The following is a 25502-nucleotide window of genomic DNA, read 5'->3' as shown; positions in this document are numbered from 1 at the left end:
AACAAAAATTGACTTTTGGTTTGGCGCTATTGGGCAATTATTCTTTCTGGTCTTCTCAAATATAATATTATGTTAACAAACCAACGAAAAAACCATCCGCTTATTTATGGAGAAATCTTTAAAATCCTTGATAGAGACTCGCAAATTGTGAATACCACAATCGAAAACGTTTTCGGCTGTTAAAATGGTGTTTTTAGCCAGTAATTATTATAAAATTCAAAAAAATATTTGAAATTCGTAGTTACTAAAATGTTGTTAAAATTTTAACAATTCAAGTTTTATAGTTAACTAAGTGTTTAATATTCAACAAATGAATGTTCGCAATATGCACCTTTTCACGAGGGTGTTTGTCGTATGTTTGATATTGATGCCTATGTGTACTCAAGCCTCATCTCTTGACCATACAGGTAGCCATTCGACAGTTGTGAACGTCATTCTAATGAATTCAAATCAATCCTCTTCGCAAGCATTGGAAATAACTATGAATGGTTGCTTGAACACCACAGATTATTATTTGGGAAAAGGTCTGGGAATTAGCCATCCGTTGAAGAGGATTGATTTTTTTATGTACGCTTGGAAAACCTCCCTTGCAAATAGTGAGAATTTATTTCGCAACTCATTTGTTCATAGCAAATTGAGTGGCAAAACAGATAATTATTTTGTATCTTCCTACAATCTCTCTCGGAACTAATACGTAACCGAGTAGGTGGTGATGGAAGTGAATTTTATGTAACGATTAAATTAACTTTAAACCAGGAACCAAATGAGAAACAAATTATTAACTAAACTTCTGTTGCTCCCAGTGCTGTTGCTTTTGGGAGGTGCGTCGTACGCGCAAACAACTGTGAGCGGTAATGTGACCGATGCGACCGGACCTGTTCCGGGCGTGAACGTTATCGTGAAGGGTACTGCTAATGGAGCACAAACAGATTTTGACGGAAACTACACTTTAAATAATGTAGCGTCAGACGCTACCCTCGTTTTTAGCTATGTGGGTTATGCCACGCAAGAAATTGGGGTGGATGGTCGCGCTACCATAAACGTGAGACTTTCTGAAGATGTGGAAGCGCTTAACGAAGTAGTGGTCATCGGATACGGTACAACCACCGTACGTGATGCTACCGGTTCGGTTACTGCGGTTACTTCTGATGAATTTAACCAAGGGGTTATCTCGTCTCCAGAACAATTAATTCAAGGTAAAACAGCAGGGGTGCAAATTGCTCAAACAAGTGGTGAGCCCGGTGCTGGAATCGATATCCGTATTCGAGGTGCTAACTCGGTACGATCCAATAATAACCCGCTTTTCGTAGTAGACGGAGTGCCATTATCTGGTGACAATACTACGGCTGAAGGGCAAAATATCGGTTTTGGTACGTCTGCTTCCAAAAACCCGCTATCCTTCTTAAACCCGAACGATATTGAAAGTATCAGTATTTTGAAAGACGCCTCAGCAACCGCTATTTACGGTTCTCGTGGTGCCAACGGGGTGGTTATTATTACTACGAAATCTGGACGTGGCGCTCGTGGAGGTGTTTGGAACTTCAATTCTCAATTAAGTATTTCCAAATCTCGTAAGACCTTCGATTTAATGAACGCGCAGCAATATCTGGAGCAGTCAGAACGTTTCGGATTTCCGCTAAGCGAACGTGATTTTGGAAGTTCTACCGACTGGCAAGACTTCGTGTTACGCACCGCGGCGTCAACCAATAACAACCTATCGTATGCGAACAGCTACGAAGGGGGTAACGTGCGTGCTACCTTTGGATATACAAAACAATTTGGTGTGGTAAAGAACTCGTCTCTCGAGCGAATTACTGGACGATTGAATGCCAATCACAAATTTCTTGACGACAAATTACGTTTGAGTCTGCAAGGAACGATTTCTCGCGTGAACGACGAAACTGCACCTCTTAGTGGTAGTGCAGGTTTCCGTGGAGACGTGTTAGGGGCAGCGTATAGTGCTAACCCAACGTGGCCTACCGATCCAACCTTCGGAAATACAGGCGGACTAACAAGTCCGGCGGCATTATTGGCCTTCACACAGAATGAATCAAACACAAATCGTTATCTGATCAATTTTTCTACGGAATACGATATTGTACCTTCTTTGACCGCAAAAATCAATTTAGGATATGATTATGCAGAATCTACACGAATCGCTGTGGTTTCCGCAGAAGCACTAAATCTTGACCGTGGAGTATTCGGAAACGGTCGTGGTAGTTTGAACGATCTGGATAGCGAGAACCGCCTTTTAGAAGCGACGTTGAATTACAATGCCGACTTCGGAAGTTCTAACTTAGACGCTATTGTTGGTTACTCTTTCCAGGACTTCCAACGTTCTGGACGCAACGTAGATGGTTTTGGATTTTTCACCAAAGACCTAAACTATATGGGTGACGATCTTGAAGCGACTGCTAATTTAATTGAAGATGCTATCGCTGTTGATGACTATCAATCGTACGGGTATGCGCCAAACATCAGTGAAGGGGTATTCGTAAACCGTTTGACAGATCCGTTGCAAACCAACTTTATCAACCGCCCACAAGGATTGAAGGTACGTTCCTTAATGGGAGATACCTTCGATAATACCGACGAATTACAATCGTACTTTGGGCGTATTAACTACAGTATCAATGACAAATACCTGATCACTGCAACGATTCGTGCGGATGGTTCATCTCGATTTGGTGATGAAAACCAATACGGTTATTTCCCTTCTGGAGCGATCGCTTGGAAGCTTCACAATGAAGACTTTGTTGGAGATAACGTATCAACGCTGAAACTTCGTGTTGGTGTGGGTATTACCGGTAACCAAGAGGGATTAGGATATGGTAACTTTAGAGGCCAACGTCGTTTTGACTTTATTAGCCCTGGAGATAATGGAGACATTAACTTCAACACTGCCGACACCTTCCCATCTTCTCAGATCGCTTTTGCAAACCCAGACCTACAGTGGGAGGAAACCTTGCAGTATGCTGCCGGATTAGACTTCGGATTTAACAACGATCGATTTAATGGTAGTTTAGATTTCTACCGAAAGGAAACTACAGACCTGCTCTTTAGAGTAGAGGCTGCACAACCTGCGGTAAATCCATTTATTTTCCAAAACCTTCCCGACTCTAAGGTAGTCAACCAAGGGGTAGAACTTGCTTTAGGGTACGATCTGGTACAGGGAGAAGATTTCAACTGGAATGTAAACTTCAACATTGCTTATAACGATAACATTATCGAAGACCTAAAAGGACAGTACAATGCAGGTACTATTAGAGGGCAAGGACTTTCTAATGCATTTGCTCAAAAACTGGAAGCAGGACAGCCATTATTCTCATATTTCTTACGTGAGTTTGAAGGGTTTGACCCTGTTACCGGACAACCTATTCAGGAGGACGTTCAGAAGTTCGTTGGAAAGAGTGCCCTACCCGATTTCACTGGGGGTCTTTCTACGTCGGCTTCCTACAAGCGTTGGACGCTTTCTGCATACTTCTCAGGACAATTTGGACACTATATTTACAACAACACGGCGAACGCTTTCTTTACGGCAGGTTCGTTTAACAGTGCTCGAAATGTACCTTTAGAATCATTGAACTCAGGTGAAGCGCTTACTGCTGCTGCTGAAGTTTCTACTCGTTTCTTAGAAAAGGGTGACTTTGTACGTATGCAAAATGCCTCTATCGCCTACGATTGGCCATTGGCGGAGGATTCTTTCCTAGACGGATTGATGCTTTCCTTTACCGGTCAAAACTTATTTGTAATTACCGATTACTCAGGGCTTGATCCAGAAGTTAGCTCTTCTCCAGGTGGAGGAGACCTATTGAACGGTCTTCCTGTGTTTGGTATTGACTATTCAGCCTTTCCAAGACCAAGAACCTTTACTTTAGGATTAAATGCTAAATTTTAAAAAAAACATTATGAAGAGAACTTTTGTGACAACATGGAAACCCATCCTTGTGGTGGCGTTGATGAGCTTGGTTTCTTTTTCTTGTACCGATCTAGAAATTGAACCAACCGACTCTGTGTTTGAAGACTCCCAAGGAGACTTTAACGGAGTTGACGTAGAATCTGAATTGAGTGGAACCTATAATGCCATTTATGGTATGCTGGGAGACCAAGCGAACTTCTTCGCGCTTAATGAGGTTTCTACAGACGAACAATTAGTCCCTACTCGTGGAACCGACTGGGGAGATAATGGGATTTGGAGAACGCTTCACGCACACACGTGGAGTCCTACCCACCAATATGTATTGACCGTATGGAACCAATTAAACCAAAATGTGTTCCGTACGTCTCAAATTATCGATGATCGAAGTGCTCCTACTCCACAGCAGGCGGCAGAGGCAAAATTTTTACGCGCCTTCTGTATGTATTTCGTACTTGATTTATACGGTCAAGTACCCTTCCGTCAGCCAGACGAAGGAGCGGATGTAAATCCTGTGGTATTTACGCCACAAGAAGCATACGACTTTATCATTTCAGACCTTAATAGCGCCCTTCCTGACTTACCAGCACGTGGGCCAAGCGCAGAAACAAACCTCGCCTCAAAAGCGACGGCAAATTTCTTATTGGCCAAAGTAATCTTGAACAGCGAACGATATACAGGAACTACTCCTAATTATCAGGCTGTGATTGATGCGGTGGATGCGATTGCTGCAGACGGATATGCCCTTCAGGCAGGTTATTTCGACCTCTTTACTCCAGATGTAGACTCTGAAACTATTTGGTATGCGACTACTTCGGTAGGAAACCGTATTTGGAATGGTATGCACTACAACCAAAACTCTCCGGACAACACAGGAGGAGGATGGAATGGGTTTACCACCTTGGCTGAATTCTACGACAGTTTTGAAGGAGATCCAAATGTTAACACCGTTGGAAGCGGACAAGAAGAGCGTCGTGGATTTGTTCCAGATGCGAGTAACGCCAATAGCGATAACCTGGGAATCGGTTACGGATTCCTTATCGGACAACAATTTGATGAGGATGGAAGTCAATTGACTACGCGTGCCGGTGCTCCACTAGTGTTTACAAAAGATCTTCCAGGTCTTTCAGGAAATACTGAAGATACCGGAGTACGAGTGATCAAATATCACCCGAACGAAGCTGACGGTGGTTCCTTCCGTGCACACGAAATCGTTTTCCGATATGCCGATGCGCACTTGATGAAGGCAGAAGCTATGCTGCGTAACGGTGGTGATGCTACCGCAATGGTAAATGACCTACGCACCTTACGAGGAGCTGGCGCTCTTGGAAGTGTAGGCGAAGCTGAAATGCTGGCAGAACGCGGACGTGAATTATACGTTGAGTTCTGGAGACGAAATGACTTAGTGCGTTTCGGACAATTCACACGAGATTGGGATTTTAAAAATGAAGAATCAGTTGGTGATGAAACCAAAAATCTTTATCCTATTCCAGTGAACGCAATTCTTTCGAATCCAAACTTAGTGCAGAATCCTGGTTACTAATTCATTTAATCAATACCTAAGTAACAGGTCGTCTCTTCGAGGCGGCCTGTTCTTTTTATATTATTTTTGCTTTGCTGAAGGTTCTTCGGAATTAGGCTGATGTACATGATTTCAAACGTTACATATTACTCAAAGTACGCCATGCGTTTTTTCTCCTTACTTTTTCTTTGTTGTATTGGATGTCAACAAAAAGAAGTGTCAAGTAAAACCGATTACCTCTTCACCCCCATCGCACCGGAACGTTCTGGAATTGATTTTGAAAATACCCTAAAAAGTACTCCAGAACTCAATATTTTAAACTACATCTATTACTACAATGGTGGCGGCGTAGCCACAGCCGATTTTAATGGCGACGGACTCCAAGACCTTTATTTCACAGCCAATCAAGGCCCTGATAAAATATACCTCAATTTGGGAGGGTTAAAGTTCAAAGATATCACCACAGCATCCGGCGCTTCGAATGCAACCGGATGGACCACTGGAGTAACAGTCGCCGATGTCAACCACGACGGTCGTATAGACATTTACGTAAGTAAAGTAGCAGCGCATAGCGATCCGGCTGCGCACAATCTATTATTTATCAATCAAGGCAATGACCCGCAAGGACAACCTATCTTTCAGGAACAAGCTGCGCAGTTCAATTTGGATTTTAAGGGGTTCGGGACACAAGCGGCCTTCTTCGACTATGATCTAGATGGCGATTTAGATTGCTTTTTATTAAATCATGCCACCAACCCCAATCAAAACTACGGAAGAGGCAGCGCCCGTAATACCCCGCATCCCACCTCTGGGGATAAATTATTGGAAAATAGAAACGGCGTTTTTACAAATGTTTCCGAAGCTTCGGGGATCTTTCAAAGCAAGATTGGTTACGGACTGGGTGTTTCCGTTAGCGATTTGAATCAGGATGGCTATCCGGATCTTTATGTGAGCAATGATTTTTTTGAAAACGATTATCTCTATCTAAATAATGGAGACAAAACGTTTAAAGAGCTTATTACCTCAGACCCTGATCAACTGGGGCACTCTACGCATTTCTCAATGGGAAATGACATTGGCGATCTCAACAATGACGGCCTCCCGGATATCATTTCACTCGATATGCTTCCAGAAAACCTTGAAACCTATAAGACCGCCGGTGCCGAGTTTAATTATCAAATTTATTCCAATTACATTAAAAATGGCTATGCACATCAATTCATGCAAAATAGCCTTCAGTGGAACAACGGCAATAATAGCTTCAGCGAAACCGGACAATTAAGTGGTATTGCCGCAACCGAATGGTCATGGAGCCCCTTGATCGCAGACCTTGACAACGATGGATGGAATGATATTTATATCACCAATGGCATTTTAGGAGCCACCAATGATATGGATTTTATCAACTTCATCGCAAACGAAACGATTCAACAATCTTTGAACGAAGGTATGGATGAAAGTGATATGGCTTTTATCGATAAAATTCCGAAGAAACATGTACCCAACTATTTCTTTCAGAATAACAAAAACAACACCTTTAGAAACACCAAGGAAGATTGGCATCAACCCACTCCGTCCTACAGCCATGGTGCGGTCTACGCAGACCTTGATAACGATGGCGATTTAGACCTTGTTACCAATAATGTCAACGCTCCTGCCTTTATTTATGAAAACAGAAGCAACACCGCCTTTCCCGAGCGTTCATTTGTTCGCATTACGCTTAAAGGGGATTCTCTTAATCCCTTCGGAATCGGCACTAAGGCGATGTTATATACCAACGGACATTTTCAGCAAAAAGAGCTTTTTACCACCAAAGGGTATCTGTCTGCTATCGCGCCCCAACTGCACTTCGGTTGGGAGTCATCCAACGCGGCAGACTCGCTAACTATTGTTTGGCCAGACGGATCTTTTGAAACAATGAAAAACGTTCCTAAAAATGAGAGGCTCCATTTCCAAAAGTCAAATGCCGCCGGCAATTTCTATAGCAGTACGGGTACTAAAACACCTTCCTTTTTAAAAGCGGTTCCGGCTCCAATACCGTTTCGACACCAAGAGAATCAGACCTTAGATTTTAACAGAGACCCTTTGATCCCTTTTGCCATGTCGAATGAAGGGCCCTCAATTTCTGTAGCAGATGTCAATAACGACCAACGGCAAGATATGTTCGTATCTGGCGCTAAAAACCAAGCGTCTCAGTTATGGATACAGACCCCTACCGGAAGTTTTATGCAACAGCAAGAAGACATGTTCCAAAAAGACAGTAAGTCGGAAGATGTCGCCCACGTATTTTTTGATGCGACTGGCAATGGTTTTAACGACTTGTTGGTGGTTTCCGCGGGAAATGAATTTCTGAACGGCGAGGCCATACAACCCAGACTATACCGTAACGAATCAGGACGGTTTATCAAAGACACGCTCAATTTTCGAGGGGTGCAAATCCACGCTTCGGATATAGCCGCTATTGATGTTGATTTGGACGGCGATCTTGACATCGCCATAAGTGCTTCCCTTACGCCGCACCAATTTGGACATACGCCGAAGCAATACCTGTTTGAAAATGATGGAAAGGGTCGCTTCACAGACGTCACCTCCACGTGGGCACCCGAGTGGCAGACTATTGGAAATGTTACCAACATGACCTGGGTTGATCTCGATGGAAATGGATGGATGGACCTCATCGCAGTAGGCGATTGGATGCCCGTGACCGTCTTTTTGAATGACGGAAATCGATTGACACGTCAACAAACAAAAGGGTTTGAAAAAACTCATGGTTGGTGGAATCGTATCGTAGCCGAAGATTTTGACGGTGACGGTGATGTAGACCTGGTCGCCGGAAATTGGGGATTAAATACACGACTCACTGCTTCCGCTTCCGAACCTATTACCCTCTACCGAAATGATTTTGATGACAACAAGAATGTAGAAACTATTGTCACCCATCACTATCGAGGAAAAGAAACCACCTTCGCCTCCAAAGACGAATTGGTCAAACAAATACCTGTTCTCAATAAAACCTTCCTGAGCTACAGAGATTTTGCGAAGGCAGAAATACAGGAGCTGTTTCCGAAGAAACTTTGGGAAGATTCCTATCAAAAAAAGGCATACGAACTGGCTACTTGCTATTTTGAAAATACCGGAAACGGAACCTTTAAAAAACACCTACTTCCTTTTAAAGCCCAAATTTCCAGTGTGAATGATATTTGGGTGGAGGACGTTAACAACGATGGCTTTCCAGACCTGCTTTTGGTGGGGAATAATTTTGAAATCAGTACACAATTGAGTAGATTAGATGCCTCGCACGGGTTGCTAATGTTGAACAACGGTTCAGGCCAATTCTCAGAAGCCAAAAACACCACATTCAATATCCCGGGAGCGGCACGACATATCCAAGAACTAACCATTGCCGGCGACACCTATTTGGTGATTAGCCGGAACAACGATTCACTTTTATTCTTAAAAAAGATTGAAGAATGATTAATGCCTTTATGCGTCAGGCTATCCCATATCTCTGGATATTGATACTAGCCACAAGCCTATTATCCTGTAACCACAATTCTGAAGAATCCCAACCTTCCACCGCGGAGACCCCTAGCCTATTCACAAAACTTTCGGCAGAAGATAGTGGGTTAGACTTTACCAACACCGTGGTGAACCAAAAGGATTTCAACATTTTTAAATATCGAAATTTCTATAACGGGGGTGGCGTTGCCATAGGTGATGTGAATAACGATGGTCTGGCCGACATCTACCTCACCGCAAACATGGGGGAAAACAAACTGTTCCTAAACAAAGGAAACATGACCTTTGAAGACATTACCGCGACGGCTGGTGTGGCCGGAAACAAACCCTGGTCTACTGGAGTTACCATGGTCGACATCAATAACGATGGCTTGCTCGACATCTATGTGAGCAATGCTGGAAATATGGAAGGCAACAATCATGACAACGACCTGTACATGAATAATGGAGACCTCACCTTCACCGAAATGGCTGACGAATACAATCTAGCGAAAACCGGTTTCAGTACCCATGCTACCTTTTTTGACTATGATAAAGATGGCGATCTCGACGCCTATATTTTGAACAACAGCAATGTTCCAGTGAGTAGCTTAGGGTTTGCACATCAGCGCGACGTGAGAGCGCAGAATTGGGATATCCCGAAGATTTTTAGAGGCGTGGGCGATATGTTGTTGCGGAACGATGGCGACACCTTTACGGAAGTAAGCGAAGAGGCGGGCATCTATGGGAGCTTGATTGGCTTCGGGCTGGGGGTCATGATTAGCGATGTTAATAACGATCTTTACCCCGACATTTACGTTTCTAACGATTTTTACGAGCGGGACTACTTGTATATCAATAATCAGGACGGGACTTTTACCGAAGACATCAAAAGTTGGATGTCGCATCTCTGCCTATCTGCCATGGGAGTTGATATGGCCGACATCAATAACGATGGAAATGCAGATGTGTTTATTACCGATATGCTTCCGGATGGCGATCAACGGGTTAAATCGGTTATGGAATTTGAAGGTTACAATGTGTTCAAGCTGAAACAAAGCAAAGATTTTCATCAGCAATACATTCAAAATACCCTTCAACTCAATAATGGCAATGGCACGTTTTCTGAAATTGCCTATTACAGCGGAATTTCTGCCACCGATTGGAGCTGGTCTGGACTTATGTTCGATATGGATAACGACGGTTTTAGAGACATCTTTATTACCAATGGGATCAACCACGACCTTACCGACTTGGATTTTGTAGATTTCTTTGCCAATGAGATCATCCAAAAAATGGCGCTAACCGGGAAAAAGGAAGCCATCGATTCGATCATCAATAAAATGCCGGTGGTGTACCTTCCTAATTATGCCTACAGCAACAACAAAGACCTTACCTTTTCCAATAAAGCAACGGAATGGGGACTTGGGGAACCAAGTCTTAGTAACGGTGCCGCTTACGGCGATCTAGACAATGACGGTGACCTGGATTTAGTAGTTAACAATGTAAATATGCCATCATTTCTCTACCGAAATAACACGAACGAGCAAACAGATAACAACTTCGTAAAGCTTCGCTTCGAGGGACCCGAGAAAAATCGATTTGCGATTGGCACCACTATCAAAATGTATTACGACGATCAGGTGGTGCTGCAGGAAATGATTCCGTCGCGCGGCTTTCAGTCGTCTATGGAATACGGAATGACCATTGGTTTAGGGGCTGCGGAAACCATCGATTCCATTCGTGTAATTTGGCCGGATGATCAAACCACGCTGCTAACAAATATCACCGCCAACCAAACCTTGCAGTTGCTACATTCGGAAGCTTCCGAACGCTATATACCAAGACAAAACGCCGTAAAAACCTTATTTACCGAACGAGACAATTCAAAACTGGTAAAACACGAAGAGAATACGTACGTTGATTTTGATTTTGAAGGGATGATCAATCGGATGGTGTCACAAGAAGGGCCTGCCGTAGCTGTAGGTGATATCGATGGCGATGGAAATGAAGACATTTTTACGGGCGGAGCTGTGGGGCAGCCCGGCATGCTATATAGACATCAAGGAAAAGGAGCCTTGGTCCCCAAGCCAGCTGAAGTATTTTCAGAAGACGCTACCTATGAAGACACCGCAGCTAGTTTTTTTGACATGGATGGCGATGGCGATCTCGATCTTGCTGTTGGCTCAGGTGGAAACCAGGTAACCCAAACCATCGACGCTGGGATACGCTTGTACAAAAACGATGGCAAGGGTAATTTTACGCGGATAGATTTCAATCAACCGCCTTCCAGTTACAACGTATCGGTAATCACTCCGGCCGACATGGATGACGATGGCGATATCGACTTATTCGTTGGTTCCAGAAGTGTGGTGGGTATTTACGGTGTTACTCCCAAGCATCGGTATTTGGAAAATCAGGGCGATGGAACTTTTCTCGAAAAACCATCCGTGGTTGAAGCGACAAAAACCAGTGGAATGATCACCGACGCAACATGGCTTGAGCTGAACAATACGAAGGTGCTCGTTACCGTATCTGACTGGGGGGCTCCGGAATTCTATCAATTTAGCGATGGCAAACTTCAAAAGAACGCCTCGCCTTTAGCGAACCTAAAAGGATGGTGGAACACTATTCATGCAACCGATATCGATCAGGATGGCGATGTAGACTTTATCTTCGGAAACCAGGGAGAAAATATTCACTATACTCCTTCCGAAACAAGCCTTATCAAGTTATGGATTAATGACTTCGACAACAATGGAACCATCGAACAAATTATGACCCAACAAATCGACGGACGCGACATGCCGATTCATCAGAAAAAGGAGATCGTTTCCCAACTGGTAAAATTGAAAAAGCAAAACCTAAAAGCATCCGAGTACGCCAAAAAATCGATTCAAGAACTATTTCCAGAAGAAACACTGGCACGTGCTACCGTTAGGGAGGTAGCTACCTCTTCCTCCGTAATCGCTATCAATAATGGCGATGGGACCTTCGGTACAAAACCGCTTCCCGCAAGAGCACAACTTTCCTGCGTCTGTGGGATTGCCTGTACCGATGTGAATAATGACGGTAATCTAGATATCGTTTTGGGCGGAAATGACTATGAGTTCAAACCGCAATACTCTCGCTTAGATGCCAACTACGGAAGCGTTCTGTTAAACGATGGCAACATGAATTTTTCCTGGGAAGACTATAACTCCAGTGGCTTTTTTGTTCGAGAAGAAGTAAAACACATCGCTACCTTCAAGGATCGCGACGGCGTTGAGTTCTTTTATGTAGCCATCAATAATCAAAAACCGAAAGTCTTCGCAACCAATGAGTAAAACGCTACTGCTGCTTTGGCTCGTACTTGTAATTGTAGCTTGTGAATCGGCTTCAGAAGAAGTGCCGGTACACCGGCTGTTCAAAACAATGAAAGCGTCAGCACTTGGTATCGATTATAGGCATCAACTCAAGGAAAGCGACTCGCTCAATATCTTAGACTATCTCTATTTTTACAACGGTGGCGGACTTGCCATGGGAGATATCAATAACGACGGACTCCCAGATCTGTTTTTCAGCAGCAATCAAGGACCCAACAAACTTTATATCAACAAGGGAGATTTATCCTTTGAAGATATTTCAGAGAAGGCGGGAATTCAAGGCAAGAGTTCCTGGAATACCGGTGCGGTCATGGCGGATGTCAACGGAGATGGTCTCCTAGACATTTACGTACTTGCGGTGGTGGGTATCAATGGATTTCAGGGCCATAATGAACTGTTTATTAATCAAGGGGATTTGACTTTTGTGGAAGCTTCCAAAGCACACGGACTAGATCTTTCGGCCTATGGGACAACGGCAGCCTTTTTTGACTACGATCTCGATGGCGATTTGGATGCATACGTCCTAAACCATGCTGTGCACACGCAAGAGTCCTTCGGAAGGGCACAAATTCGGAACCGCAGAAACCCGAAGAGCGGTGACCGACTCCTCCAAAATAACGACGGGCGCTTTACCGATGTGAGCGCGCAGGCAGGGATCTTTGGCGGCGATAATGGGTACGGACTGGGATTGTCGGTATCCGACTTTAACCAAGATGGCTACCCAGACATCTATGTGGGAAATGATTTCCATGAAGACGACTATTATTACGTGAATAATGGCGATGGCACCTTTACGGAACGTCTCAAAACACATTTTGGGCATACTTCCCGATTTTCCATGGGAAATGCCGTAGGAGATGTCAATAGAGACGGGCGCCCAGACCTGATTTCTCTGGATATGTTGCCACAAGATGAGACGGTTTTAAAATCTTCAGAAGGTGACGACACCTACCACACCCTTAAAATGCGGACCGAGCAGTTTGGATATCACTATCAATACGCGCGAAATATGTTATTTCTGAATCAAGCGAGCGGAAATTTTAGTGAGCAAGCGCTTCAAAGCGGAATTGCCGCAACCGATTGGAGCTGGAGCGCGCTCTTTGCCGACTTCAATCAGGATGGGTACGAAGACCTGTTCATCTCTAACGGAATTCCGAAGCGACCCAATGACCTCGATTTTATTCGCTTTGCGTCCAACGAGCAAATTCAAAAAAAGATGAGCGAATCGCGATTGGTAGATCAACAGGCCTTAGAAATGATGCCTTCGGGCGCGGTTGCCAATTACGTATACCAAGGTACCGAAGAAGGGACCTTTAAAGATCAAAGCACCCAATGGCTTAAGGAAACACCCAGTATTTCGGGGGCCACAGCCATCGGTGACCTGGACGGGGATGGTGACTTAGATGTGGTAACCCAAAATATCAATAACGTGCCCACGGTGTATATCAATCAAACCAATCAACAGCAACACTATCTCAAACTGCAATTTCAATATGCAGCACCAAACACCGCGGGAATTGGAACCAAAGCGATGCTGTTTACCGAAGACGGCATGCAATTCCGCGAACTATACCCTAACAAGGGGTGGCAAGCCACAAGTGAAAACGTCCTGCATTTTGGAATCCCCGCCCAGACTAAGGTTGATTCGCTGCAGATCATTTGGCCTAACAGGACCTTACAAACACTTGTAGAACCTTCTATCAACACTACCCTCGCTATCGCTCCAAAACAGACCATTCCCTGGCAACCCGCCGCTTCCGAAACAAACAATTTTGAATGGAAACGCGCCTCCGAAGCCAATTCGCTTGCGTTTACGCACCGGGAAGACACCTACTCCGATTTCAACGTACAAAAGCTGATCCCCTACCAACTATCAGATCGCGGACCCGCTCTGGCCCTTGGTGATCTCGACAACAATGGCACCTCCGATATTTTCTTTGGAGGCGCCGTAGGACAACCGGCCTCCGTTTTCTTGCAACAGGGCAATGGTTTTCAGCCACACGCCTTTCCGGAGCTCAGATCAGATTCGCTGTCAGAAAATGTGACCGCAGCAATTCTGGATGTAAATAAGGACGGGTATAACGATATTCTCATCGGAAACGGAGGGAATCGCGTACAAGCTTCCTTACAAGATTTGAAAGATTTCCTCTATTTGGGAAGTGAGGAGGGCTTCCAAAAAAAACAATGGACGGATGAAATGGTCAACACCGCCGTAATCACCGCTTCCGAACAAGAAGGCTTTGTTTTTGTGGGAAATCACTCAAAACCCCTAGATTTTGGGAAGAAAGTGAGCTCGTACCTCTTCAAGATTTCTTCGGAAGAATTGCTCCCCATGCATCAAAAAATTGAATTTGAAGGAATGGTGACCGATGCCCTTTGGACCGATTTCGACAAGGATGGTGACGAAGATCTGTTGGTTGTTGGAGAATGGATGCCTCCTACGTTTCTGGAAAATCGCGAGGGTCATTTCCACTTAAAAAATCTGGAAGGTCCTCCGTTATTCGGACTCTGGCAAACGGTTGCGGCACACGACATGGATCACGATGGCGATATGGATTATGTCCTCGGAAACTGGGGATTGAATTCGAAACTGAAGGCAAGTACCGCATTTCCCCTACACATGTACTATGACGATTTTGACGCTAACGGTACTTCAGAAACCGTGATCGCCATCGAAAAGAACGGCAGCTATTACCCGCTACTTGGTTTGAACGAGTTGGCCGAACAATTGGTGTATCTTCGCAAGAAATTTGTAGCCTATTCTGATTTTGCAGGAAAAGATATAAAGGCTGTTTTTGGCGAAGCCGCCCTTCAGAAAGCTGTTCGATACGAAGTAACCGAGCTGGCCTCAGGCTATTTGCGAAACGATAATGGCCGCTTCTCCTGGCACCCATTGGAGGGGCCCTTGCAGATCGCGCCCCTTACTGCCTTCGCTTCGGTGTCAGAAAAAGAATATCTACTGGCCGGCGGAAATTATTTTGGGGTCATTCCGTTTCACGGAAGGTTTGATAGCTTTTCCGGTAGCGTGATCCATTCCGAAAAAGAACACCGTCCCGCCTTTCAGTACGGGATCGATTTTTATCAAAAATCGGTTCGACACTTAAGAACCCTAATGATAGATCAAAAGGAACACCTTTTGGTCGTTTATAATAATGAAACTTCAGCGCTTTATGAATTGGATAAAAACACCCCTTAAGCTACTTTTTACAGGGCTACTTATTGTAAGTTGCCAGGAAAAAGAACCCATACAAATTAGTCCGGATGACTTTAGAAATAGCGTCGATCAGGTGACCGATATTATGGTGCATGATATCTTCTCGCCCCCGGTGGCCAGCAGAATTTACTCCTACCCGAATATTGCTGCCTACGAAATCGTCGCACAGGGAGACAGCACCTATCAATCGCTCGCTGGGCAAATAAACGGACTCACGGCCATACCAACGCCAAAAAACAAACAACTTAATTATCCACTGGCAGCCATGGTAGCACACATGAATTTGAGTCAGTCGTTAATCTTTTCAGAAGAACGTATGCAGCAATTTTCAGACAGTCTCTACCAACAATGGTCGCAGCAAAACGACGCTGAGTTTATGGAGGCTAAGGAATACGGACTCGAAGTTGCCGATCATATCCGTGCCTGGATGAACGAAGACCTGTACAAAGAGACTCGTACCATGTCTAAGTTTACAGTGAATACCGACGAACCTGGACGCTGGCAACCCACACCACCAGCCTACATGGACGGGATTGAGCCTCACTGGATGAAGATTAGACCGTTTGTGCTAGATTCTGCCAATCAATTTCAACCCATTCCGCCACCGGAATTTTCGCTGGAGGAAGACAGTCAGTTTTATCGTGAACTCCTAGAGGTATATGAAGTTAGTCAGGGGATTACCGAAGCCGGTGATACTTCAGAAGAGATTGGGATCGCGCAATTTTGGGATTGCAATCCGTATGTATCAGTGACCCGTGGACATTTGATGTTTGCCACTAAGAAAATTACTCCGGGAGCCCATTGGATTGGCATCACTGAAATTGCTACAGAGCAGGCCGAAACCGATTTCAACGCGACGGTTCACGCCTATACGAAAACGGCCATGGCGATTTTTGATGGATTTATTAGCTGCTGGGATGAAAAGTACCGCAGTAATTTGATTCGGCCTGAAACTTTGATTAATCTTCACATAGACGAAAACTGGAAGCCCATTTTACAAACACCGCCGTTTCCAGAATATACCAGCGGTCATTCGGTGGTATCGGGAGCAGCTTCCACCGTCCTAACCGATTTGTTTGGAGATGATTTTGCCTTTGAAGACGATACCGAAGTGCCATATGGAATACCCGTTCGCTCCTTTCCTTCCTTCAATAAAGCGGCCGATGAAGCTGCGCTCAGCAGGCTATATGGGGGTATCCACTATCGGGCCGCCATAGATGAAGGATTGAAACAAGGTCGCGCTTTGGGACGACTGGTGAATGAAACCATTACAATGAAGAAATAAGCGATGCGTTTCCTTAAAATTGCGATACTATTACTGATCGTTGGGGTACTGGGATGGTACTTTTTTCTTCGGAAACACCACCATCAAATTACGTTTACCACGCCCCTGCCTAAAGGACTGGTAGCCCTGCAAATTGCCGATTGGGAGCGTTTTTCGGATGCAGACATCGATTCAATTGAATTGCTTCAGAACGATTTTGAAAAGAAACTGATGCAGCGTGTGTATTACAATGATTCCATCAGCACCTATCAATGGTTCTTGCGCAGTGTTGACGATTCTACTACCCAAGTGAAGGTATGGATCACCGATGAGCAACATTCCTTTCAGCAAAAAATAGCCACCCCTTTTGTTCAGAATGCGTTTACAAAAACAAATATTAAAAATGCCTCTGCGATCGCCGAAGTACTCAAAGAAACCAAAAAGGCATTTCGAGTTACACCCGTGTCTGAAACCACCATTCCCGGCACCTTTTATAGTTATCTGACCTTAGACGCGAAAGTCGATCAAAAGGCAAATGTGATGGTGCGAAATATCTATACCATCATGAGCTACATAAAAGAGGATTCGCTTAAACTCAAAGACGATCCATTTTCTGAAGTCGTCGCCTGGAACAGAGAAGAAAACACCATGCAATTTCATTTTTCCTTTCCTATCGCAAAAGATGCTGTACCCCCTGAGATCCCTGAGATTCAATTGGGAACCCGACCCGAACAAAAGGCGTTACACCTCAGCTTCCGTGGAAACTATCGGATATCCCATTTGAGTTGGTATTATTTATTACAGTACGCTCAGCGTCATGGCTATAAACACAACGGTAAACCCATTGAATATTATCGCAACGATCCACACGTTACTGGTGGCGACCCCCTTAGTTGGGAAGCAGATATTTATTTACCTTTAATCGATTAAGTTGTAATCTATGCGTGTTTCCATAGCCACCTTATTGCCAAAAGCAACCGAGTTATTATTCGATTTGCTGACACCGCACGGTTTTCTGGCGAGTACCCAAAAGAGCGATAACTATAAACGAATATGGGCGCGGGATAGTGTGGTATGCGGACTCGCAGGCGTTCTTTTGAACGAAGACAGGCTGTTGGACGGCTTACACCGATCGTTGCGAACGCTGGGCGATCGACAACACGATTTGGGAATGATACCATCAAACGTAGCGCCCGAAGAAGACACGGTAAGCTACGGAAGTCTGGTGGGTAGAATCGATACGGCCAGCTGGTGGATTCTGGGTGCCTGCTTCTATTATAAACACAGTAGCGATGACGACTTCTGGGATTATGCCCAACCCATTATAAAAAAAGCGCGAACCTTTCTACAGGCTAGTGAATTTAATGGGAAAGGCTGGATATATACACCCTTAAGTGGAAATTGGGCCGATGAATATCCGGTTCATGGATATACCCTTTACGACAATGTATTGCGGTTGTGGGCAGAACAAATTTGGTCTGAACTGTCAAACAAGAAGAATAGCTACGAAAGCATTACAGAGCGAACGCGCCAAAATTTTTGGCCGCTACCGGAAATGGAGTCTCACCATGCCTATCAGCGTGTGCCTTTTGAAACGCTACAGCAACAAGAGCTATCTCATTTTGTTTCCTTTATTCTTCCGGGAATCTACGATCAGCGATTTGACGCCGCCGGAAATTCTCTGGCGATGCTTTTATACTCTCTTTCGGAAGCTCAAAAAAGAGGTGTTTCCAAAGGGCTAACAAATTTCAAAAAGGAGCTTGGCACAACCTTGATTCCGGCTTTCTGGCCCATAATTACAGAAACTTCGGAAGACTATTTTCTTCTGAAAGGAAATTATTCCTATGCGTTCAAAAATCGAGCGGGACATTTTCACAATGGCGGTATCTGGCCTGTCTGGATGGGGTTATTCTGTCTGGGACTTGCCCGTCAAAAGATGCACGACGATCTTTCAGAAATCGTAACTTCTTTTGAAAACACGCTTGAGAATCAGCCTCGTTGGAATTTTCATGAATATCTGGACGCCAAAACATTAGCACCCGGTGGTACTCCATCCTTAGGATATACGGCTTCAGGCATTGTTTTTATGCATGCCGCTCTTAATGACAACTATCTTTAGAGCAAGCTAGAAGCGACTTCGATAACGTTTTCGGTTGACTATTCATCAATTCCTTAGTAGAATAAATACATTATTTCCAAAAATTATAGATATTACTCCTCTAAAATTATGGCATTACTAAGAATGTCGTTGCTTAACTTCTGTGATCATGCGCGTAAAAAAACCAAGCCTTAGTTTTTGGCAGATTTTAAACATGAATGTTGGGTTTTTAGGAATCCAATACAGTTTCGGTTTACAACAAACAGCCATCAATCCTATTTTCCTATACCTGGGTGCTCCCGAAGAGATGCTTCCCATACTGAACATCGCCGGCCCGGTCACCGGACTCATCGTGCAACCTATTATTGGAGCAATGTCTGATAAAACATGGTCCCCTCGTTGGGGAAGACGCAAGCCCTATTTCCTGATTGGCGCGTTAATGGGAAGTCTTTGCCTGTTTGCCTTCCCTCACAGTCCGTTGCTCTGGTTTGCCGTAGGATTACTATGGATCCTTGATGTGGGAAACAACATGGCCATGGAACCGTATAGAGCCTTCGTAGGCGACAAACTCCCCGAAAAACAACTGAGCTTAGGATATCAAATGCAGAGTCTATTTGTGGGTGCCGGTATCCTCTTAGCCAATGGTTCGATCATTTTGTTTCAGTATCTATTTGGTGGTGAATCGGTAGAAGAAGTGGGAACCATTCCACAGTGGATCTATTATTCGTTCTACATTGGAGCGTTTCTTTCACTGGTCACCATTTTATGGTCGGTGATCAAAACCCCGGAAATTCCGCCAACCGACCAGGAGCTAAAAGAGATCAATGCCATAAAAAAACTACCCTTCACCCAACGTGTAAGCAAGCCCTTTCTAGAGATTGCCAACGCGGTAAAGGAAATGCCCAAATTTATGTGGAAGATCGGCGCCGTCTATCTTTTTCAATGGTACGCACTCTTTATCTATTGGCAATTTACGACGCCTTTGTTTATGAAAACGCTCAATTTTACTACTTCAGAAGCCGCCGCGCAATCTGCAAAAATGAGCTTCACGTATAATACCGTAACCATGCTGGTGGCACTCGCCTTGGTACCACTTACCTTAAGATTTGGTGGCAAACGCGTGTACGCGCTTAGTTTATTTGGAACCGCAGTCGCCTTATTTAGCATTGCCAATATTAGCGATCCAAACCTAGTGTTAGTACCTATGGTGTTGTTCGGGATTGGATGGGCTGCCATGATGGGAATACCCTATACCATGGTCTCCAAAGTGGTTCCACAAGAACGCCGTGGCGTTTACATGGGAATTTTGAATATGATGATTGTGATCCCCATGTTCATTCAGACCTTATCATTTGGACCGATCTACAAATATTTCCTCGGAAGCAATGCCGTAAATGCCATGCTCTTCGCAGGCGCTTTCTTTGCTATCGCCGCCTTTTTAGCCATGCGATTGAATGTCAAAAAAGTAACGATTGAGAACCAGGTTCCTTCAGCGGACAACTGAAAAAGGCCATCATGACAGAGAAAAGCATCGATATCCTTTGCGTAGGAGAAGCGTTAATTGACTTTATTGGAGCGCAAGTAGAAGCCCCGATAAAAGCTACCAAAGATTACCATCGTTATTTGGGTGGATCACCCACAAATGTCGCCATGAACTTAGCGCGTTTGGGGTCTACCGTTCATATGGTGGCCACGGTGGGAGCCGATGGATTTGGCGATTATATTCTGAAACGTTTACAGGAAACCGACATCCAACTGGATGCCGTTCGTGAAACGGAGGAAGCCCCCACGACCGTAATTTTTGTGAACCGCACCCAACACACTCCAGAGTTCATCCCCATGCGGGGCGCCGATTCTATCATTGAACGTGCACAGATTTCGGATGCGCTCTTATCACAAACCAAAATTTATCATACGACCTGCTTTGCACTGAGCCGCGAACCCGCGCGTTCTACAATACTAGATAGCGCCCAAAGAGCGAAGGCGTTAGGGTGTACACTGAGTATTGACATTAACTTCTCGCCACAGATCTGGCCGGAAGTTTCCGAAGCGAAAAAGACCTTAGCCGCCTATCTTTCGCATGACGCCTTGGTAAAAGTTAGCCAGGATGACATGGATCGTCTCTTCGGAAAGGGACTCACCCATAATGAGATCTTTGAACGTTTACATGCCTGGGGCGCTTCCCAAGTATGCCTTACCTTAGGAAAAGAAGGGGCTAAATTAAGTCAGAAGGGCCACGAGGTGTTACAACTTTCGGCCCTACAAGTGGATAAAATCATGGACGCAACCGGTGCCGGAGACGCTTTTTGGAGCGGCTTTCTCTTCGGAACCCTCAAAGAGCAAACTCCAGAAAAATGTATGGCCACCGCCCTAAAGATGGCGGCCATCAAGCTTCAAAATGTAGGACGTGTACCCGACTATGCCGAAGTACTTTCTGACCTATTGAAGCTTTAAGCCTTCGTTCCGCTATCTAAAAATCCACCACAGAGCTAAGACGATCACGATGATGAGCACGGTGAGCAAAAATTCTTTGCTTCGGAACATCGAAGGTCCCGCTTGCGACACATGTCGTTGATAGACCAATTGTCCGTCTACCGGCTTGGCCGTGGCCTGTGTCGCCAAACTTACCACAACCATGATAGAAACACTTACCACGAACAAGAAGATGGCATAGTGCAAAAAGTTCATGGTAACCAGCGTTCCTAGTAGCGACGTATCCGAAAGGCTCATTCCGCCTTCCTGACTCATATATTCCAGAACGAGGCGACCAATTCCTAAGATAAAACCAGCCCACAAGGCAGCCAACGCACCTTTTCCGTTGATTTTCTTATAAAAGATTCCCAGCAAGAATGCCGCCGCAATGGGTGGTGAAATATACGCCTGTACGCTTTGCAAATACCGATAGATACCGCCGCCTTCCGTTAATTTCTGCATAAAGGGTATCCAGGCCAATCCTACCAGTACAAGAGCGATGGTAGCCAACCGACCTACATTCACCAATTCCTTTTCAGAAGCACCCGGACGCCATTGCTTATAGAAGTCGAATGTAAACAAGGTAGAGGTACTATTAAAAACACTCGACAGCGAACTCATAAGCGCCGCCAGAAATCCGGCGACCATTAAGCCTTTGATCCCTACCGGCATTACCTGTAAAATCAAAGCGGGTAGTGCGGCATCGGTAGTAGTTTTCGTTTCTCCGGTAATAGGATTCTCGATAGTAAACAGGTCGGGATATTCAGTGACCGATAAGGCGTAGGCGATGATTCCGGGGATGATAAAAATAAACAAGGGTAATAATTTTAAGAATCCGCCGAAAATAGTTCCTTGACGCGCGGTTTTTATATTTTTTGCGGAAAGGACCCGTTGCACGATAAATTGGTCGGTACACCAATACCAGATTCCTAAAATGGGGGCTCCTAGGAGCACTCCGGTCCATGGGTATTCTTCGTTCCGCCATAAGCTCATAAAAGTATCCGGGCTAGGCGCGTTGTCTTCAATAGCGAGGAGCACATTATCCCATCCTCCAATGGCTTGCAAGCCAAAATAGGTTGCGGCTACCCCTCCCAGAATAAAGATGATACTCTGCACCATATCGGTATAGATCACAGCTTTGAGTCCGCCAAACACAGTATACAGTCCGGTAGCAAATACAGTAATAATGGCTCCCGTCCAAAAGGGGATTCCAAGGAGTACCTCAAATACCAAAGCGCCCGCGAATATGGTAAAAGAGATTTTGGTGAGCACATACGAAATAATAGAAATGATAGAAAGGTAGGTGCGCGCCCCACGGTTGTACCGCTTCTCTAAGAATTCGGGCATGGTAAACACCCCACTTTTAATATAGAAAGGAACAAAGACCCATCCTAGCAATAAAAGAATGAGAGCCGCTAATATTTCAAATTGTGCTTCCGGAAAGGCACCGCGAGCTCCCGCGCCTGAGAGTCCAATAAGGTGTTCTGAACCAATATTACTGGCAAAGAGCGACGCTCCAATAGCGAACCACCCCAGGTTTCTTCCGCCTAAGAAGTAATGGGAGGAGTCAGATCCCGCCTTTTCCTTTTTAGTAACATACCACGCAATTCCGAATACCAAGATAAAATAACCGATAATTACGACCAGATCGAGAGGGTTGAGTTCGCCCATGTAGTTGTTTTTTGGTTGTTAATGAATTCTTAAAAGTAGGAATTTTTTTCATGTCAACCGTGTTCCGAGACATTTCACTAATTTTAAACTCAAAACTAACCAATGAAATTTTTCTTAATAGCGCTATGCGTTTGCTTTTCCACAGCATTGCATGCCCAAATCCTCAATGTAGAATCCCTGCGAAAAGTAACCGACACTTCGGGCTGGTCGGGCTATGTAGGTGCCAATTTTGCGCTCAAGCGCAATGTGAATGATTTTGTCACTTTTGGAAGTGATGTTCATATTCAATACAAGAACAAGCCCCATCTTCTTCTATTTAAGAATGATGTAGATTTCCAAAAGATCGAAGGTCAAGATTTTAGCAATAGTTTTATTTCCCACCTTCGGTATAACTACCGTTTCCATCCGCGCATTGCCTGGGAGTTCTTTTTACAAGGACAGTACAACAAAGTGAATTTAATCGACTTTAGAGGTTTGATTGGGGCTGGACCCCGCTTCAAATTGACCGATTCAGAAAAATATAAATTTTATGCCGGAACCTTGGTGATGTATGAATACGAAGAAGTAGCCGATGGAATTACACCCTTGCAACGAGATTTCCGAGGAAGTGCTTACCTGTCGTTCAGCCTTTACCCATCCGATCGTATCACCTTTGTAAGCACCACGTACTATCAGCCGGATTTAGGAGGGTTTAGCGACTACCGAATATCGAGTCAGAGTTCCCTTGTCGTCACACTCATCAACAGCCTGGCCCTTACCACACGCTATACTTTTGTATACGATGCGTTTCCAGCGGTGGGGATTCCCAACTCTCAATACGACTTTACAACGGGTCTAACCTACAGCTTCGATTAATAGTACAGAGGTTTTTGTAAGTTCTCAAGGGTATTGTCGACTTCTTCCCTATATTTACGCACATCGGTAAAAACCGAAACCCTCATAAGTTCGTAACTATTAAAAAATACAGGCATGTCTACCTATTATGATCCGAAGGATCTTCGGAAATTCGGCAAGATTACAGAATGGAGTGAAGAATTAGGCGATAAGTTCTTTGACTGGTATGGGACCGTTTTTGAAGACGGGGCTCTTACAGCTCGTGAAAAATCACTCATCGCCCTGGCCGTTGCCCACACCGAACAGTGCCCGTATTGTATCGATGCCTACACTAAAGATGCCTTACAACGAGGGGTTACCAAGGCCGAAATGATGGAAGCCATTCATGCTGGAGCAGCGATCAAAGGAGGAGCGAGCCTCGTACATGGAGTGATGATGATGAATAAAGTGAATAAACTGGACGGATAATTTATGACGAAAGTAAAAACCCAATCTCTTAAACGTAGAAAAAGTGACTTAGCCGAAGGGGAACGCCAACTTGAAATTCTATCCAATGGAATTTTTAAAGACGGAGAACTTCCCACCTTTGCTAAAAAAATAAAAGAATCGGGGCAGTTCCCCTTACGCCCAAAGAAGTTAGAAATTCTTCAGATTAATGTAGGCTATATGTGTAATCAGGTGTGCGAACACTGCCACGTAGACGCTGGACCCGATCGAAAGGAAATCATGACCTGGGAAACCATGGAACAGTGTCTAGAGGTCATCAAAAATACGGGAGCACATACGCTCGACTTAACCGGAGGCGCCCCCGAAATGAACCCTAATTTTCGCCGATTCGTAGAAGAAGCCAGCAAAGCGGGTATCCAGGACTTCATTGTACGTAGTAACCTGACGATCATTCGAGCGAATAAAAAGTATTATGACCTCCCTGAATTCTTTAAAAAGCACAATGTTCACGTCGTGAGCAGTATGCCACATTGGACACGCGGCAAAACTGACAAACAAAGGGGTGACGGAGTTTTCGACGCTTCAATTCAAGCGCTCAAAGACCTCAATGCCATTGGCTATGGAATGCCTGATAGTGACTTACGCCTCGACTTGGTCTACAACCCCAGCGGTGCTTTTTTACCCTCAGACCAGGCCAGCATGGAGCGTGATTTCAAAAAAGCCTTGTTAGAAGATTTTGGGATTCAGTTCCATAATCTTTTTGCTATCACAAATTTACCGATCTCTCGCTTTCTCGATTATTTGATTGCTTCAGAAAACTACGAGGACTATATGTATCAGTTAGTGGAAGCGTATAACCCCGCAGCTGTCAAAAATGTGATGTGTACCAATACCCTCTCCATAAGTTGGGATGGGTATTTATACGACTGTGATTTTAATCAGATGCTGGGCTTAAAAGCAGCGAGTGACGTCAAACATATTTCAGATTATAACGAAGACATACTGAATGACAGAAACATTATTATCTCACAACACTGCTACGGATGCACGGCAGGCTCAGGAAGCAGTTGTCAAGGCTCGGTAACCTAATACTAAAAAAAGATCAAACCAACCACCGCCATACTTATCTTTGCGCAGTCAGCTGCGCAGGAAGCCCTTCGGAAACCATTCGTAGGCGCCTCACAACTTTTTGAGGAACTCA

The 25502-nt window shown here is 44.6% G+C and carries 14 protein-coding genes; 13 read left to right on the top strand and 1 reads right to left on the bottom strand.

The genetic code is table 11. From position 1 onward, the window contains the following. The first annotated feature begins 763 nt into the window (after nt 1-763). From PO830_RS03955 to PO830_RS03910, 10 genes are all read left to right on the top strand, one after another. A complete protein-coding gene (locus PO830_RS03955; RefSeq protein WP_272852230.1) occupies nt 764-3898 on the top strand; it encodes a SusC/RagA family TonB-linked outer membrane protein in 3135 nt (1044 codons plus the stop codon). Between the two features lie 10 nt (nt 3899-3908). Continuing rightward, on the top strand, nt 3909-5459 hold the full coding sequence (locus PO830_RS03950) for a RagB/SusD family nutrient uptake outer membrane protein (RefSeq protein WP_272852229.1): 1551 nt from the start codon (nt 3909-3911) through the stop codon (nt 5457-5459). A 195-nt stretch (nt 5460-5654) separates the two neighbouring features. Then, a complete protein-coding gene (locus tag PO830_RS03945) occupies nt 5655-8912 on the top strand; it encodes a VCBS repeat-containing protein (RefSeq protein WP_272852228.1) in 3258 nt (1085 codons plus the stop codon). After that, nucleotides 8909-12262 (top strand): CRTAC1 family protein, encoded by a 3354-nt coding sequence (locus tag PO830_RS03940; protein WP_272852227.1) that lies wholly within the window; start codon nt 8909-8911, stop codon nt 12260-12262. Before PO830_RS03945 ends, PO830_RS03940 begins: the two co-directional genes overlap by 4 nt. Further along, nucleotides 12255-15497: a VCBS repeat-containing protein gene (locus tag PO830_RS03935; protein ID WP_272852226.1), complete on the top strand. Its 3243-nt coding sequence runs from the start codon at nt 12255-12257 to the stop codon at nt 15495-15497. The genes PO830_RS03940 and PO830_RS03935 overlap by 8 nt, the downstream gene beginning before the upstream one ends. Beyond that, nucleotides 15472-16800: a vanadium-dependent haloperoxidase gene (locus PO830_RS03930; protein WP_272852225.1), complete on the top strand. Its 1329-nt coding sequence runs from the start codon at nt 15472-15474 to the stop codon at nt 16798-16800. Before PO830_RS03935 ends, PO830_RS03930 begins: the two co-directional genes overlap by 26 nt. Nucleotides 16801-16803: 3 nt before the next feature. Further along, nucleotides 16804-17709 (top strand): GyrI-like domain-containing protein, encoded by a 906-nt coding sequence (locus PO830_RS03925; protein ID WP_272852224.1) that lies wholly within the window; start codon nt 16804-16806, stop codon nt 17707-17709. A 10-nt stretch (nt 17710-17719) separates the two neighbouring features. Further along, nucleotides 17720-18898, top strand: coding sequence for a glycoside hydrolase 100 family protein (locus tag PO830_RS03920; RefSeq protein WP_272852223.1), 1179 nt, complete (start codon nt 17720-17722; stop codon nt 18896-18898). A gap of 148 nt (nt 18899-19046) precedes the next feature. Then, nucleotides 19047-20381 (top strand): MFS transporter, encoded by a 1335-nt coding sequence (locus PO830_RS03915; RefSeq protein WP_272852222.1) that lies wholly within the window; start codon nt 19047-19049, stop codon nt 20379-20381. An 11-nt stretch (nt 20382-20392) separates the two neighbouring features. Continuing rightward, nucleotides 20393-21331 carry a carbohydrate kinase family protein gene (locus PO830_RS03910; protein WP_272852221.1) on the top strand — a complete coding sequence of 313 codons (939 nt, stop codon included), beginning with the start codon at nt 20393-20395 and terminating at the stop codon, nt 21329-21331. A gap of 12 nt (nt 21332-21343) precedes the next feature. Here PO830_RS03910 and PO830_RS03905 read toward each other — a convergent pair whose 3' ends face one another. Continuing rightward, a complete protein-coding gene (locus PO830_RS03905) occupies nt 21344-23020 on the bottom strand; it encodes a sodium:solute symporter (protein WP_272852220.1) in 1677 nt (558 codons plus the stop codon). A 102-nt stretch (nt 23021-23122) separates the two neighbouring features. Here PO830_RS03905 and PO830_RS03900 point away from each other — a divergent pair, with 102 nt between their 5' ends. The 3 genes from PO830_RS03900 to arsS all read left to right on the top strand — a co-directional run bounded on the left by PO830_RS03900 (nt 23123) and on the right by arsS (nt 25390). Next, nucleotides 23123-23875 (top strand): DUF481 domain-containing protein, encoded by a 753-nt coding sequence (locus tag PO830_RS03900; protein WP_272852219.1) that lies wholly within the window; start codon nt 23123-23125, stop codon nt 23873-23875. Between the two features lie 114 nt (nt 23876-23989). Further along, on the top strand, nt 23990-24322 hold the full coding sequence (locus tag PO830_RS03895; protein WP_272852218.1) for an arsenosugar biosynthesis-associated peroxidase-like protein: 333 nt from the start codon (nt 23990-23992) through the stop codon (nt 24320-24322). A gap of 3 nt (nt 24323-24325) precedes the next feature. Beyond that, on the top strand, nt 24326-25390 hold the full coding sequence (gene arsS, locus PO830_RS03890) for an arsenosugar biosynthesis radical SAM (seleno)protein ArsS (protein WP_272852217.1): 1065 nt from the start codon (nt 24326-24328) through the stop codon (nt 25388-25390). Nucleotides 25391-25502 lie beyond the last annotated feature (112 nt).

The sequence above is a fragment of the Altibacter sp. HG106 genome (assembly GCF_028561755.1).
Lineage (GTDB): Bacteria > Bacteroidota > Bacteroidia > Flavobacteriales > Flavobacteriaceae > DFVG01.
The sequence above is the reverse complement of the archived record's forward strand: the minus strand, read 5'-3'. Positions and strand labels throughout refer to the sequence as shown.